The 13,641-nt window shown below is 41.0% G+C and carries 15 protein-coding genes; 9 read left to right on the top strand and 6 right to left on the bottom strand.

Features of this window, described 5'->3' with window-relative positions:
* Positions 1–9: 9 nt before the first annotated feature.
* Positions 10–987 carry an ABC transporter substrate-binding protein gene (locus ACHUFW_RS06940; RefSeq protein ID WP_394201745.1) on the bottom strand — a complete coding sequence of 326 codons (978 nt, stop codon included), beginning with the start codon at positions 985–987 and terminating at the stop codon, positions 10–12.
* A 219-nt stretch (positions 988–1,206) separates the two neighbouring features.
* The gene (locus tag ACHUFW_RS06935; RefSeq protein ID WP_394201744.1) at positions 1,207–2,178 is read right to left on the bottom strand and encodes a phosphotransferase; all 972 of its coding nucleotides are present in this window, start codon (positions 2,176–2,178) and stop codon (positions 1,207–1,209) included.
* Positions 2,179–2,370: 192 nt separating this feature from the next.
* Between ACHUFW_RS06935 and ACHUFW_RS06930 the strand changes: the two genes are divergently transcribed.
* From ACHUFW_RS06930 to ACHUFW_RS06900, 7 genes are all read left to right on the top strand, one after another.
* Positions 2,371–2,676 (top strand): hypothetical protein, encoded by a 306-nt coding sequence (locus ACHUFW_RS06930; protein WP_394201743.1) that lies wholly within the window; start codon positions 2,371–2,373, stop codon positions 2,674–2,676.
* A gap of 101 nt (positions 2,677–2,777) precedes the next feature.
* Positions 2,778–3,473, top strand: coding sequence for an SDR family oxidoreductase (locus ACHUFW_RS06925; protein WP_394201741.1), 696 nt, complete (start codon positions 2,778–2,780; stop codon positions 3,471–3,473).
* A 28-nt stretch (positions 3,474–3,501) separates the two neighbouring features.
* Positions 3,502–4,062 carry a GNAT family N-acetyltransferase gene (locus ACHUFW_RS06920; RefSeq protein WP_394201740.1) on the top strand — a complete coding sequence of 187 codons (561 nt, stop codon included), beginning with the start codon at positions 3,502–3,504 and terminating at the stop codon, positions 4,060–4,062.
* A 1-nt stretch (position 4,063) separates the two neighbouring features.
* A complete protein-coding gene (locus ACHUFW_RS06915) occupies positions 4,064–5,413 on the top strand; it encodes an NAD(P)/FAD-dependent oxidoreductase (RefSeq protein ID WP_394201738.1) in 1,350 nt (449 codons plus the stop codon).
* 60 nt (positions 5,414–5,473) lie between these two features.
* Positions 5,474–5,749 (top strand): hypothetical protein, encoded by a 276-nt coding sequence (locus tag ACHUFW_RS06910; protein ID WP_394201737.1) that lies wholly within the window; start codon positions 5,474–5,476, stop codon positions 5,747–5,749.
* 111 nt (positions 5,750–5,860) lie between these two features.
* Complete coding sequence (locus tag ACHUFW_RS06905) at positions 5,861–6,250, top strand: glycine zipper family protein (RefSeq protein WP_394201735.1); 390 nt, start codon at positions 5,861–5,863, stop codon at positions 6,248–6,250.
* Between the two features lie 127 nt (positions 6,251–6,377).
* Entirely contained in the window at positions 6,378–6,716 is a 339-nt protein-coding gene (locus ACHUFW_RS06900) for a hypothetical protein (protein ID WP_394201734.1), read from the top strand.
* A gap of 55 nt (positions 6,717–6,771) precedes the next feature.
* Here ACHUFW_RS06900 and bfr (ACHUFW_RS06895) read toward each other — a convergent pair whose 3' ends face one another.
* Entirely contained in the window at positions 6,772–7,251 is a 480-nt protein-coding gene (gene bfr, locus ACHUFW_RS06895) for a bacterioferritin (protein WP_394201733.1), read from the bottom strand.
* Between the two features lies 1 nt (position 7,252).
* On the bottom strand, positions 7,253–7,723 hold the full coding sequence (gene bfr, locus ACHUFW_RS06890; RefSeq protein WP_394201731.1) for a bacterioferritin: 471 nt from the start codon (positions 7,721–7,723) through the stop codon (positions 7,253–7,255).
* 330 nt (positions 7,724–8,053) lie between these two features.
* Here bfr (ACHUFW_RS06890) and ACHUFW_RS06885 point away from each other — a divergent pair, with 330 nt between their 5' ends.
* Positions 8,054–9,370, top strand: coding sequence for a transporter substrate-binding domain-containing diguanylate cyclase (locus ACHUFW_RS06885; RefSeq protein ID WP_394201729.1), 1,317 nt, complete (start codon positions 8,054–8,056; stop codon positions 9,368–9,370).
* A gap of 132 nt (positions 9,371–9,502) precedes the next feature.
* Here the strand turns inward: ACHUFW_RS06885 and gap are convergent, their stop codons facing one another.
* Together gap and ACHUFW_RS06875 are read right to left on the bottom strand one after the other, a co-directional pair.
* On the bottom strand, positions 9,503–10,513 hold the full coding sequence (gap, locus tag ACHUFW_RS06880; protein ID WP_394201727.1) for a type I glyceraldehyde-3-phosphate dehydrogenase: 1,011 nt from the start codon (positions 10,511–10,513) through the stop codon (positions 9,503–9,505).
* Positions 10,514–10,747: 234 nt separating this feature from the next.
* On the bottom strand, positions 10,748–11,581 hold the full coding sequence (locus ACHUFW_RS06875) for a DUF2989 domain-containing protein (protein ID WP_394201726.1): 834 nt from the start codon (positions 11,579–11,581) through the stop codon (positions 10,748–10,750).
* 204 nt (positions 11,582–11,785) lie between these two features.
* On the opposite strand from ACHUFW_RS06875, the gene ACHUFW_RS06870 reads away from it, so the two are divergent.
* Complete coding sequence (locus ACHUFW_RS06870) at positions 11,786–13,222, top strand: glyceraldehyde-3-phosphate dehydrogenase (protein WP_394201725.1); 1,437 nt, start codon at positions 11,786–11,788, stop codon at positions 13,220–13,222.
* The last annotated feature ends 419 nt before the right edge of the window (positions 13,223–13,641 follow it).

The raw sequence follows: 13,641 nt of genomic DNA, 5'->3' as shown, positions 1-13,641 counted from the left end.
GGAGTTGAATTAAGGAACGAGTTTGGCTCGACGCTTAATATTTTCAGGTAAACTAATCTGCCATTTATCAAGTTGAGCTTGGCTATAAACTAACTCGCCTCGGTTTGGCGTGCTGATACTCGGCAGGCTGCCGTATTTAAAAAAGTGATTGGCTTTGTTTGCAGCTTCTGCACCTTGTTGGTAGCCATTAATGGTAAGCCCTCCTATGGCCTTGTCTTTGCCGATCGAATAATCCCAAAATGCAAACAGTGGAACGGGGCTATGCGCACTGGTCCATTGACTTACCTCATCTAGACTTACATTTTGCCCAATCTTGTTACGTAAGGCTGCATAGTTAGCGATGATGACAGCGTCAAAGCCTTTGGTTTTGCTTTGCTTTAATGCAGATTGCCAATCATCAAATGTTTCGAATAACTGGGTTTCAACGTTTATGCCTGCAATAGTCTGTTTGAATTTATTATCAAAAGAGGTTGCTAGGATGGCGTAAGATGTTGGATTGTTGTCCATCATTACCAATATACTACTGGTTTCTGGTAGCAAACTTTTCAAACTAGATACTGACCGCTTCAGCAGGGGTCTTTCGAGAGCGCCGCTAATGTTATTGGATAGCTTGATATAATTGCGCGGGTTATTGTTGATGCCTAAAAATATCAGTGGAATGTTTTTTTGTACAACGACAGGACCAACGAGTCTTAGTGCATTGTCATCGGCGATGACAACGATTTTAGGACTAACCAAACCTATCATGGCAATGGCATCATCCGCAGCTTGATTGAATTGGGTTTCAGCTATACGTTTGGTGTCCATCTGGTGCTCAATAACGTTATTAGTTTTAACGTTGTCAAGAAAACCTTGCCGGTATTCCTTTACCCATGGGTAGTCGAGGTGGTAACTGTGTATAAAAAGTACTTCACTCGCAGTACTAGAGACAGGTAGTAGTAATATCAAGAAGATGAGTGGGTGGTATTTTTGGCGCAAATTAGTCATTAAGCTCTCCATGCCTGTCAACATGACTATGATTAAAGCATGCTTATTGTAACAAAAACAACTGACTATATTGCATCAAATAAAAAGAGAGCCAAGTTCACGTGGTATTGAGGTGTCCCTCTAAGTGGCGTTTGCCTATTCACGTGCGCTGTGTGCTCTCTATAGCTGAGTCTATACCTTAAACCAGATTACACTAAATAACTTTTGGCAATAAAAGCACTAACTATGCTGAAGTTCAGTAATAGCTTGTTGGACCATATCGTCAGTAAATGAGTTACGCTTGCTGTGAGTGGGAGCCCAGCCAGCTAAAAACCGTTCAAAATCCGCAAAAGCAAAAGGAATTAAGCTTCTCCATTGCTGCCTTAATTCAATAAAGTTAATGCTTGATGATTTCAGGCTGGCGGCAAGTTGCTCAAAATAGAACTCAGTCAATGTTGAAGCATGCTCTGCAAGTTGTGACCCATCTAAGCTACTTCCTAGTAAATAAACCAAATCGGTCACCCCGACACCAAAACCGATGTATTGAAAATCCACAGCTACTGCTTGGCTAAGGTCCCTTTTTAGGCAGAAATTAGCAATTTTTGCATCTCCGTGGATGATAGTTTGGTATTGACAGCTTGTCAGTTTCTGACTGATTTGCTGCGCGTGTTGCTTTAACGGACAAGCTGCCATCGAGCGGAACTCTTCAGGCCGAGTTTCAAGATGCCAATAATTGCCTTGTGCCCATATGTTAATGTTTGGCCGTTCACTGATTGATGAGCATAGATAATATCCATGAAGTTTGGCTAACCAAACAATCATAGGTTTGAGTTGCGCGATATTGCCAGATGCTGACCTTAAGCTATATCCCATATCATCGAGATCGCTAAGTACGAGAGAAAACTCATCTTCGTGAGCACCAGCAATAAAATCTATTAGCTCAGGCATAACGTAAGGAATAGCCTGCTTACCTTGATGGTATTGGTACCAACTTTTCTCTACTTGATAGGAGGCCAACTTTCGTTGATGACCTATATCTGTATGCCAGCCCCTTGGATGGGCCTTACTATCGGGCGCACTTATCGATTTAATCACCACTGCTTGTTGGTTTAATTGGTATTTATCGATGCTACCGTAGTTGCTCCATAGCGGCTGAAGTTTCTGCAGGTGTTGATGACGATGTCTGATCAAATATTGCGTAAGATAGTTCAAGATTAAAGACTTTTAACGAGTTTTAGCTGATATTCTCAAAAACTAAACCGCAGGTAAATGGAGAAGCAAAGATAAATAGTGAGGTTTTATAGCGTGTGCCCAGACTTTGTTTAGGCTCGGGCTATACTTATTATCAAATTTGGCTTTAATTGATTTGCTAATGTCTTTATGAAAAGAGTCAGTAAGATAACTATGTGGTGCCGAATCGAGCCTGGATGCCTAGGGCCCAATGGCGCTGAGTTGGTCGAATCATTTTGTAAGCATGCTTATGAAGAGCTTAAGTTATTTCATCCTAAACTGGTGAATTGGATACCTTTACCTCGCTATGATAAGTCGCTGCCTGAATTTGAATATAGGGTTTTAGACAAGAAAATTAGCCGCCAGCAGGCCATCAAGCTTGTCGAGGTACTAGGTGGAGACTTGAGCGATTTAGAGGATTTGTTTAATGACAAGATCACCGAACTTATTTTCGTTTTTCTGGCACATCACGGTAGGTAAAATAGCAGACTGTAGCGGATTACTTAGTTGTCATCGTTGCAATTAGTCAATATTTCCTTAATCTATCCACACCATCAGATTACCTAATTCGGAGTTATCCCGTGACAAAACATGTTGTTATTTCCGGCGCTAATAGAGGCATAGGTTTAGAATTAGTCCGCCACTATCTAAAGCGTGATTTAAAAGTGACAGCATGTTGCAGAAAAATAGATAGTCAAGATCAGCTGCATCAGTTGCTAGATAACTATTCAAATCTGTCTATTCGTCGGTTAGATGTGACCTGCGCGGAATCAATCAGCGAGTTTTCAGCAAGTATCGACGATAGCAGTGTTGATTTATTGATTAATAATGCAGGTTACTATGGCCCGAAAGGATACCGTCTAGGTGAAACCGATGTCGATGAATGGTTAAAAGTGCTGCAAATTAATACCATTGCCCCACTAAAAGTCGTTGAGGCATTATTGCCTAAGCTTAATACCAAGCAACCAGCAGTCATTGCCTGTATTAGTTCTAAAATGGGCAGTATGGCTGATAATACAAGCGGTGGTTCCTATATTTACCGTTCTTCTAAGGCCGCATTAAATGCGGTTGTTAAAAGTTTAGCGTTAGATCTTAATTCCATGGGGGTTTCCTGTATCGCGCTGCATCCAGGTTGGGTGCAAACTGATATGGGCGGACCTAATGCGTTGATTACCACAAAAGAGTCAGTTGCTGGTATGACCCGAGTGCTAGAAGATTTAACGATCGACCAATCTGGGCAATTTATCAATTACGATGGTCAACCAATACCTTGGTAGAACGTCACCATCATTTAATAGGCTGAAGATGCATACAATAATAAGACCATTACTCGAAACCGATTTTAATGATGTTATCCAACTAGGCAATCGTGTTCACGGTGAAGGCTATCTCGATGTTGATAGTCTTAAAAAAATACAACAATTGGCTTTTAGCGATGGAGTTAGTGCAAATTATGTTGCCGTTATTAACCAAGAAATTGTAGGTTTTAGATTAACTTATGCGGCGGGCCAATGGCCATTAGATAAGTGGTGTACTCCAGCTAGATGGCCTTTTGCGGCAAATAAAATGTGTTACTTTAAATGTAATACCGTGGATGAGAGTGTTCGTGGTAAAGGAATAGGTAAGCAACTTTTGAACGCTTCCATCGAAGCTGCGAAAAAGCAGGGCGCCCTTGGAGGAGTTAGCCACTTATGGCAGGAAAGCCCTAACAATTCTGCTGTAGGCTATTTCACCAGCGCAGGCGGCAAGTTGATAAAAAAACACCCCAAACGTTGGAATAATACACCTGATCATCCAGACTACCTTTGTGTAATATGTGGCAAAGATTGCCACTGCAGTGCATGCGAAATGGTTTTGGTGTTTTGATATGTCAATGTTACCTAAGTGCCAATACGATCCGTTAATTAATGATTTCCCTAGCAACCAAGCGTGGCCAAACAGTTATTGGGCGAGTACAGTAGTTCAACCCCAAAGTCACGAACCGCTGGCGGGCACCATTAAAGCGGATGTTGCGATTATCGGCGCCGGCTATACCGGCATGTTGACAGCTTATTATTTAGCAAGCCAATTTAATATAGATTGCGTTGTGCTAGAAGCCAATCAAGTTGGTTTTGGTGCCAGCGGTAGAAACGCTGGCTTTGTTCTTAAGGGCTCTGGTCGAGTCGGTTACGGTCAAATGGCTAAAAAGTGGGGTTTAGAAGTAACAAAAGGCATTTATAACGAATTTACCCAAGCTGTAGAACGAGTGGATGGGTTGATTCAAGACAACCATATTGCCTGCGATAAGCAAGAGCAAGGTTATTTGAAAATTGCTCATAACCGAAAGCAAGTTACTCAATTACAAACCGCAGCGGAATTTGTCAGCCAATCTCTTGGCGGTAAAGCAGAATTTATTGTTGCTGAGCGCTTTAAACAACAATATATGGCGCATTCACAATCGTATGGCGCAATGCGGTACCCAGATGGCTTTGGTATTAACCCTCTCAAATTAGCTTTAGGTTATCGAACACTGTTAGCGAAGCTTGGTATCGCCTTATATGAACAAACTCCGGTAACAGGCTGGTATTCAACTGATTCAGGTCATATTCTCACGACACCAAATGGCAAAGTTCAAGCTAACACTGTGATTAGTGCAGGCAACGCCTATACGCCAAAGCGGTTTAACTCTGGTTTAGATAATCGCTATTTACCCATACTGAGCAATGTCATTGTAACGAATGTACTTAGTGATGATGTATTAACAGCAGCAGGGATTTCTACTCATCAAATGGCAATGGATACGCGTAGATTAAAGTACTATTACCGCTTATTACCGGATAATCGGCTGTTGTTTGGCGGCCGAGGTGCAATAAATGGCAGTGAGAGTGATGATCCTAAATATGCTCGCCGATTACATAAAGCGATGATAGAAGCTTTTCCCCAATTAAGGCACAGTCAAATAGACTTTAATTGGACCGGATGGATCGCTGCTGCGCTTGACGATATGCCTCACGTTTATCATAAACAGCATACCGCTTATAGTATTGGGTATTGTGGGGCAGGCGTGTCTTTTAGCGCCCAGGCGGCATATCGACTTGCGCAGTCAGTGGTTGGTGAAGCAGTACCGGCATTACCCTTATACCAACAACCTTTGCCCGCTTTTCCTTTTAGTCGATTACGACGTGTGGGGCAAAGAGCTTACTATCATTATGCTTGGTTAATGGATAAATATGGTTGAGGAGATTTTTCTTAAAATCTTCTATAATGTGTAGCTCCCAATTTAACCCTAAGGAAGACCATGAAACACGTCGTTGATCAAATGTTGGATAAACATAAGCAATTGGTGCATTCCGAAGGTGTAAAAATCTTATCCCATACGCAAAGAGATGTGGATGATTGGGTTCAGCATACGGTAATGATAGAAGGCTGCGATGCACCGTTTAAGTTTAAACGTACTAAGCGTTTTCGTTCACTGCAAGGCCAGAAAGTTAACATGACCTACTACCCAGAAACGGAAAACGTCGCCGGGTTTGACTTTGAAATCATGAAAGTAGTGAGAATTAAGCGCTTCTAACCGTTATAGAATAACAAAAGTTAATCACATTAAGCTTCTATACAGGCTTATCCTAGTAGGCTAGCCCCCATGTAACAAACTCAACACTGAGTTTATTCTGAGGAGTGTTTAATGAGAGCCATTTTAGTTTTATGTTTTGCTTCACTTATCTCTGGTCATGCCACTGCTAATATTGTAGTGGATAAGAGTAATGTCGATGAAAAAGACTATATCTACGATCATCATCAATGTAGTGAGCTAGCAAGCCAGGCTAAATTGGAACAAGCTGGCGGTGGTATGGTGTCAGGCGCAGCCAAAGGCGCTGCTGTTGGTGCCGCCGCGGGAGCAATATCAGGTGGTAGTGGAACCAGTGGAGCACAAACAGGCGCAGCAATCGGCCTTGCCGGCGGATTTTTACAGCGTAATAGTGATAAGCGTAATAACAAAAAAGCCCACGAAGAAGAACAAAAGCTCATTATGCGTAATTGTATGACTAATCGCGGATATACCGTACTTAACTAGCATCATTGAATGTGAACTTGGTCGCAAATCAAACTAATTAAGTGTGTGCAACATTAGTGGTTAAGCATTCATTCAGTATTGGCCACAGATAATAGCCTTACTAAGTCTATTACCTTGAGGTTAGCCAATGCTACAAGACAATTATCAGTCGGCAGTTGACAGTGTCATTATCAATTCTGTTAGTGAACAGGCTAGGGCATATAAAGCAACTCAAACCAAGGCTTTTGAGTTAAAAACACTCATTGTTAATCACTTAACGCTTACTTCCAACCTGTTAATGCCGAGTGAGTTGGAAAGTAATATAGATAGGCAACGTAAATTGCTATCTAATAAAAGTGAGTGTTTAGAGTTGTATCGATTTGTAATCACAGCGCAGTTACAGTTTCAGGAAGAAGCAATTCTATTAAGTTACTTAGACCACGGGCTAATGATGATAGAAGAGGCAATGAGTACTACGGTTAACTAAGCTGAGTGATTCAAAGAGCCAGATTGTCCTGGCTCTTTGTCATTAGCCCCAATCGTTATGGTGTTTCGCTCATTTGTGATTGAATATAATTTTGTAGACCAATTTTATCGATCAGTCCTAAATGTTGCTCCAACCAATAGATGTGATCCATTTCGGTGTCATCCAAGAGCGTTTCAAGGATTTCTCTGGTAACGTAATCTTTTTCTTGCTCACACACGGTAATAATTTTAGTGAGACTCGCTGCAACCACGCGCTCAGCGGCTAGGTCATTCTCTAGCATCTGTTTGACGTTATCGCCCACATGAATGGCTTGGCGACTCGCGGTATCAGGGGTACCTTCTAAAAATAAAATACGCTCTATCAGTTTCTTCGCATGGTCTAACTCTTCTTCATATTCGTGGGCCAGTTTGTGTGCAAGTTTATGCAAACCCCAGTCTTCATATATTTTGCTATGGGCGAGGTACTGATCCATGGAGGTTAATTCCAGAGTCAGTTGCTGATTAAGGTGATCTATGACCAATTGGCTACCTTTCATATTAATCCTCCATCATCGACTGTTGATAATTCTCTATACCGACTTGCGAAATTAAGAATTGTTGCGCTTCAATCCAGTCTACATAGTCCTGTTCTTTTTCTAATAACTCTTCCAATAACTCACGAGAAACATAGTCCTGTTCTGCTTCACATAGGGCAATATGTTGAGTTAGCAGGTCTATTTCTTCCATTTGTAAGGTCATATCGCAGTCGATCATCTCTTCAGTATGTTCGCCTATGCGCAGTTTATTGAGTTGTTGCAGATTAGGAAGTCCCTCGAGAAATAGAATTCTCTCGATCACTTTATCGGCTTGCTTCATATCAAGTATGGATTTTTTGTAGGCTTTTTCGTTTAGTTCTTCTAAACCCCAATTTTTGAACATTCTCGCATGGAGAAAGTATTGGTTAATGGCGGTTAGCTCTACAGTTAACACCTGATTAAGTGCACTTACCACTTTCGGGTTTCCTTTCATAACAGTTTCCTAGCAGGTTAATTTATTTAATCCTAGTACTGGGGTGGTAGTTTTCCAGATTAAATTTATATAGTTAAACCGCTTTACTAGTACTGAAAAGATAAGCAATTGCGATGAAAACTGAGACTCATTTTCATTACACCTTTTGCGCAGCCGTAATACAAAAGATGGAAAAAATGTAAAGTCCGCTAAGTGATTGCTTAATGTGATAAATTATTGGGGAACAGCAATATAACAGGATGTATATACTCTGCTATGACTAGGATGCTCAGCTTGGTGAGGTTTACCAAACCGATATTACTTATTTTTAGTCTTTTAGTGCCGTGTAGCATGACGGTAAGTGCTTCTAACGAGACGCTCGTAGTTGCAAACTCTAAAGCTTGGAAACCCTTTTCCTACCTTGACAGTAATAATCAGCCACAAGGCTTACTTATTGATTATTGGCAAGCCTATGGGGATATCAATAACATCAATATTGAATTCAAACTGACTGACTGGAACCAATCTTTAGCACTCGTACGTAATGGTAAAGCAGATGTGCATGCGGGCTTATTATGGTCAAACCAACGTGACCAGTTTTTTGACTACCTACCTGGCCTCATAACCATAGAAACTCAACTCTTTTTTGCTAACGCGTTATTGGGAACCAGTGTTGAATCCTTTTTAGTAAGCGGCGAGGTTGGGGTAGTCAGTGGCGGCTACGAAAAAGAGCATATGCAGCAACACTTCCCCAATACAACCTTGATTGAGTTTGCTAACAATGAACTCATGCTAAGTGCAGCTTTTGCCGGAAAAATTGCAGCGTTTGTTGCTGACTATCAAGTCGCTAATTTTTATCTCTACACCGAAAAGCAGTCAAGTAAGTTTGTCGCGGTGAAACATTTATACAGTGGCACGGTAAGGCCTGCAGTTAAACAAGACAACCATTTTCTACATCATCAACTTGCACAGGGTTTTGCCAACATTACCGATAATGACCGCGCTAGAATTGAGAGGAAATGGTTTCATATTGAAACCATTTATCCTAGATATTGGCTGCATTTCGCAACATTAATATTGGCATTGGTCATAGTGTCCTACACCATACATTTACGCCGAGCCGTTGCATTTAAAACGCAAGAGCTACAAGTAAAAAATGCCGAGCTTACCCAGCTTGCTTGGCAAGATCAGTTAACTGGGATTGCTAATCGTCGCTGCTTTATTGACAAGTTAACCTCAGGTGAAATGCAGCAGGCTGTTTCGGTAGGTTTAGTGATTTTCGATATTGATGATTTTAAAAAGATAAATGATCAATATGGTCACCCAGTTGGCGATCAGGTCATTGCTAAGTTAGCCAATCGAGTCGCGGCCATGACTAAAGCAGAGCAAGTTTTTGCCAGAATTGGTGGCGAAGAATTTGCTTTATTGGTCAGCAACATAAACAAGCAAAATTTAACAGCGTTCGTGCATGATGTTTGGCAATGCGTGCAAGCTGAAAAATTTAATACTGATGTTGGGTTGCTTCAAATTACTATTAGTATTGGGGCGGTGTGGCGCGAGGTGTCAGCAGACTTAGATTTTAATGAACTGGTTTCATTAGCAGATAGACAAATGTATGTTGCAAAGGCCACCGGCAAGAATAGCTATAGGATCGATGATAACCTTTGAAAATGATGACAAATTTCAAGTTAAGAAACAATCGCTTGTGATCAACAAAAAAGCCAGTCAATTGACTGGCTTTTTTAGATAGTGATATTTTGGTACTAATGTGTTGGTACCAATTTTTTTGGTACTAGGGCGTTATTTGGCTGTCATTAATGCAACTGCATTATCTAACATACGGTTACTGAAGCCCCACTCATTGTCATACCAGGCCATTACTTTAACCAAGCGGCCGTTAACACGTGTTTGTGTTGCATCAAAGTTTGATGAGAACGGATTATGGTTAAAATCAATAGAAACCAATGGCTCTTTGTTCACGGCTAGCACTTCGCTCATAGGTGCTTGGCTTGCAGCGCGCTCAATGATCGCATTGATCTCTTCAACTGTTGTGTCGCGAGCGGCAATGAAAGATAAGTCAACTAACGAAACGTTTACGGTTGGTACACGAACAGCCATACCGTCAAATTTGCCCGCAAGTTCAGGAACTACTAGACCTACAGCCGCTGCTGCACCTGTCTTGGTTGGGATCATAGACATTGCTGCCGCACGTGCTCTGCGCAAATCAGTGTGGTAAACATCTGATAAACGTTGATCGTTAGTGTACGCATGAATCGTAGTCATTAAGCCAGATTCAATACCGATCTCATCATTTAATGGCTTAGCAAACGGTGCCAGACAGTTTGTAGTACAAGAGGCATTGGAAATCACGGTCATATCAGCCGTGATCTCGTCGTTGTTGACACCGTATACTACGGTTGCATCAACATTCTTGCCTGGCGCAGAGATGATTACTTTCTTCGCACCCGCGTCTAAATGTGGTTGAACAGCTTCTTTTGACGTGAAAATACCCGTACATTCAAACACAACGTCTACATTGAGTTCAGCCCAAGGTAGTTTAGCTGGATCACGCTCAGAAAACGTCACGATTTTGTCTTGATTGACGTAAATTGCTTCATCGTCATGTTCAACTTTAGCGTTAAAACGTCCGTGAACTGAATCGTACTTTGTTAAATGAGCATTGATTGAGGCATCGCCCAAATCGTTAATAGCTACTATCTGAATTGGATACTCTTTTTCGCTTTCATATAAAGCGCGGAGTACGTTTCTGCCGATACGGCCATAACCATTAATCGCTACGCGGATAGTCATCTGATATCCCTCTGTTAAATGATAAAACTAAACTGGTAGTAAAATTACCAAATTGACAGCTATCGTCAAGTAATATTGGTTGAATTCACGTTAAAAAGGCAATTATTCGGCAATATTTACTTATTCTTTGATACTACTTTCAAATTTGGCCGTTAGTTTTGTAAAAAAATCACTTTTGGCAAACATTTTGCCTAGATGAAAATCAGCTGTGACTAAGATGTTTAGCCGCTGACTTTAATTAACCAGTTTTAACCTTAGTTGGCTTTGTTTAAACTCACCAGACTCGATGAGATCAACCAGTTCCTCTGCTTGGCTATCAAGAAACTTCTGTAACTGTGTATCGTTGTTGATTAACGCTAACATGTCGACCGTCGATGCTTTACTGTCTGACATTAAGGTGTTGGCTTTTGAAAGGATATAAGTAAGCTCAAAGTGACCTTGCTGATAGTAAATGCTAGATAGTCCAAGTAGCCAATCTGGATTAAATTCTTGCTGGGTCGCATTATCGAGGACAGATAAGTACAGTGTCTTAGCTTTTACGGCGTCAAACTTTTGATAGTAGGCAGCGAGTTGCGCGAGAATAAATATTTCATCGATCTGTCCATTTAACTCAGCGTCTAAAACTCGGCTTTGTGCCGCCTCATCACTAAAACGGGTCCAATGATAAAAGGATAAATAAAGATCATCAGAGCCTTTCGTCGTCGCTTGTAGCTCGGCAAGACTCTGAGCACTTAGACCATAGGCACGCATTCTGTCATTGGTGCGCTCTGGATGCAAAATATGTTGAACACCAGAGGCGAGTTCAATGCACTGGTTATACTTTTCCAGGTTAAGAAGATGTTTGTATATTTGCTTTCCAGTTGGGTTTGGGGTTTGTTTTAGCAAATATCGTTTACGAATTAGATCACCTTTTTCAAATCTACACCAACTATCGCGATGCAAGTCAGCACAAATTTCAGGATTATTTTTACAAATGGTGGCGGTATTAGCACCATTATCACAGCCAATTAGGCTTGAAAATGCGAATAAACTAATAAATGATGTAATTATTACAAAATTTGTCTTCAAAACAGGCTCCAAGCCAATATTTTTCTAATATTATTACATGGTTACGGAAAATATCTTACTAGATCGAAACGTCACTTTTCATTACAATAGCGCCGACCAAACAAGAGGACTTATTCGTCTATAACGACAGTATTAGTCTTTTTCTTTTGCTACTCAAACATTTCTATTAAAAATAGTCGATCAAGTGAGATAAAGGATCTGTACATGAGCGCTGATAAGCACCTACAAAGCTGGCAAGAACGTTTCGAAATGGCGGAGGCTATGCAGCCGCTACTAGGTAAGTTGTATCGTAACCAAGGTGTAGAAGTCGTTTTATACGGTAAGCCACTTTTAAATGCATCAACGATTGAGATTATTAAATCTCATCGCCTAGTAAGACGTCATGTTGGTGAAAAACTAAGATTACGTGAAAGCTTTCCATTTGTAGAAGTGCTAAGTAAGTTAGCCGTTAAGCAATGTAAAGTTGATATCGGAAAATTAGCTGTTAACTACTGGCGCGAGTATGAAGATGCTAGCCAAATCGAAGCTTATATGAGCCGTGAACTTTCTTCTGCTATTGATTTAGAAGATGTTCAAGAAGCGAAAGACGTAGTGCTATACGGATTCGGTCGAATTGGTCGCCTATTGGCGCGTCTGTTAATTGAACGTACTGGTGTAAGTAACAAGCTTCGTTTGAAAGCGATTGTTCTACGTGGCGGCCGTAAAGGTGATTTAGAGAAACGTGCTAGTTTGCTGCGTCGCGATTCCGTACATGGGCCGTTTAACGGATCAGTTGAAGTCGATGAAGAGAACAACGCAATTATCGCCAATGGTACATATATTCAAGTCATCTATGCTAACTCTCCAGATGAAATTGACTATACCCAATATGGCATTAACAATGCCCTTGTCGTTGACAATACCGGGATCTGGAAAGATGAAGACGGCTTAGGATTACACCTTAAGTCTAAAGGTGCGGCCAAGGTATTGCTTACTGCTCCAGCAAAAGGTGCAATCAAAAATATCGTATACGGTGTTAACGAAGCAGATATCCTAGATGAAGATACGATTGTTTCTGCTGCAAGTTGTACCACTAATGCTATCACGCCAGTTTTGAAAGCTGTTGATGATAAGTATGGTATTGAGAATGGTCACGTTGAGACTATTCATTCTTATACCAATGACCAAAACCTGATTGACAATTATCACAAAGCAGACCGTCGTGGTCGCAGTGCACCATTGAATATGGTGATAACTGAAACCGGTGCAGCTAAAGCCGTGGCTAAAGCGCTGCCTGTGCTAGCAGGTAAGTTAACGGGTAATGCGATTCGTGTTCCGACCCCAAATGTTTCAATGGCAATTATTTCTTTGAATCTAAATGCTGAAACCAGTAAAGATGATATCAATGAGTACCTACGTACTATGGCACTAAACTCGCCTTTACGTAATCAAATTGACTTCACCGAATCAACAGAGATCGTATCAAGTGACTTAGTAGGTTCTCGTTATGCTGGCGTAGTAGACTCTCAAGCTACAATTGCAGACGGTAATCGCGCTATCTTATATGTATGGTATGACAACGAATTTGGTTATAGCTGTCAGGTAGTTGGTGTAATGCAGAAGATGCTTGGATTGAATTATCAATCTTTACCAGCTCAGTAAGTAACAATAAAGCCTCGCTAAGCGGGGCTTTTTTTTGCATGTAATCTCTAACTAGTTATAGCAAGCAAGTGAGCATGAGGGCAGGGATGATAATTATTGAAAGGTTTCTATGAGCATCAACAAGCGGAGTTAGCTTTGATACCACTTTGGCTAGCTTACAGTTTAAACAGTTTTAAGCCGTTAATTATCAAAAAATATACTTGTTGCTCTAATTAACAGCAAACAGTCATATTATTGCAATTAAAGCGCTTTTGTTCGTTGACTCTTAGGCATATTTCGGTAGAATGCCATTCCGCAGTCAGGGGAAAGCTTCTAGCAGAACATTGATTGCTAAGTTAGAAGTGGTTTGCGACATTAGCTCAGTTGGTAGAGCGATACCTTGCCAAGGTATAGGTCATCGGTTCGAACCCGATATGTCG

The organism is Shewanella waksmanii (assembly GCF_043643685.1).
GTDB lineage: Bacteria > Pseudomonadota > Gammaproteobacteria > Enterobacterales > Shewanellaceae > Shewanella > Shewanella waksmanii_A.
The sequence above is the reverse complement of the archived record's forward strand: the minus strand, read 5'-3'. Positions and strand labels throughout refer to the sequence as shown.

Excerpts from the sequence above, each read along its gene's own strand:
- ACHUFW_RS06940 (WP_394201745.1), bottom strand. The coding sequence starts at position 987 with ATGACTAATTTGCGCCAAAAATACCACCCACTCATCTTCTTGATATTA.
- ACHUFW_RS06930 (WP_394201743.1), top strand. The coding sequence starts at position 2,371 with ATGTGGTGCCGAATCGAGCCTGGATGCCTAGGGCCCAATGGCGCTGAG.
- ACHUFW_RS06920 (WP_394201740.1), top strand. The coding sequence starts at position 3,502 with ATGCATACAATAATAAGACCATTACTCGAAACCGATTTTAATGATGTT.
- ACHUFW_RS06915 (WP_394201738.1), top strand. The coding sequence starts at position 4,064 with ATGTCAATGTTACCTAAGTGCCAATACGATCCGTTAATTAATGATTTC.
- ACHUFW_RS06910 (WP_394201737.1), top strand. The coding sequence starts at position 5,474 with ATGAAACACGTCGTTGATCAAATGTTGGATAAACATAAGCAATTGGTG.
- ACHUFW_RS06905 (WP_394201735.1), top strand. The coding sequence starts at position 5,861 with ATGAGAGCCATTTTAGTTTTATGTTTTGCTTCACTTATCTCTGGTCAT.
- ACHUFW_RS06900 (WP_394201734.1), top strand. The coding sequence starts at position 6,378 with ATGCTACAAGACAATTATCAGTCGGCAGTTGACAGTGTCATTATCAAT.
- bfr (WP_394201733.1), bottom strand. The coding sequence starts at position 7,251 with ATGAAAGGTAGCCAATTGGTCATAGATCACCTTAATCAGCAACTGACT.
- bfr (WP_394201731.1), bottom strand. The coding sequence starts at position 7,723 with ATGAAAGGAAACCCGAAAGTGGTAAGTGCACTTAATCAGGTGTTAACT.
- ACHUFW_RS06885 (WP_394201729.1), top strand. The coding sequence starts at position 8,054 with ATGACGGTAAGTGCTTCTAACGAGACGCTCGTAGTTGCAAACTCTAAA.
- gap (WP_394201727.1), bottom strand. The coding sequence starts at position 10,513 with ATGACTATCCGCGTAGCGATTAATGGTTATGGCCGTATCGGCAGAAAC.
- ACHUFW_RS06870 (WP_394201725.1), top strand. The coding sequence starts at position 11,786 with ATGAGCGCTGATAAGCACCTACAAAGCTGGCAAGAACGTTTCGAAATG.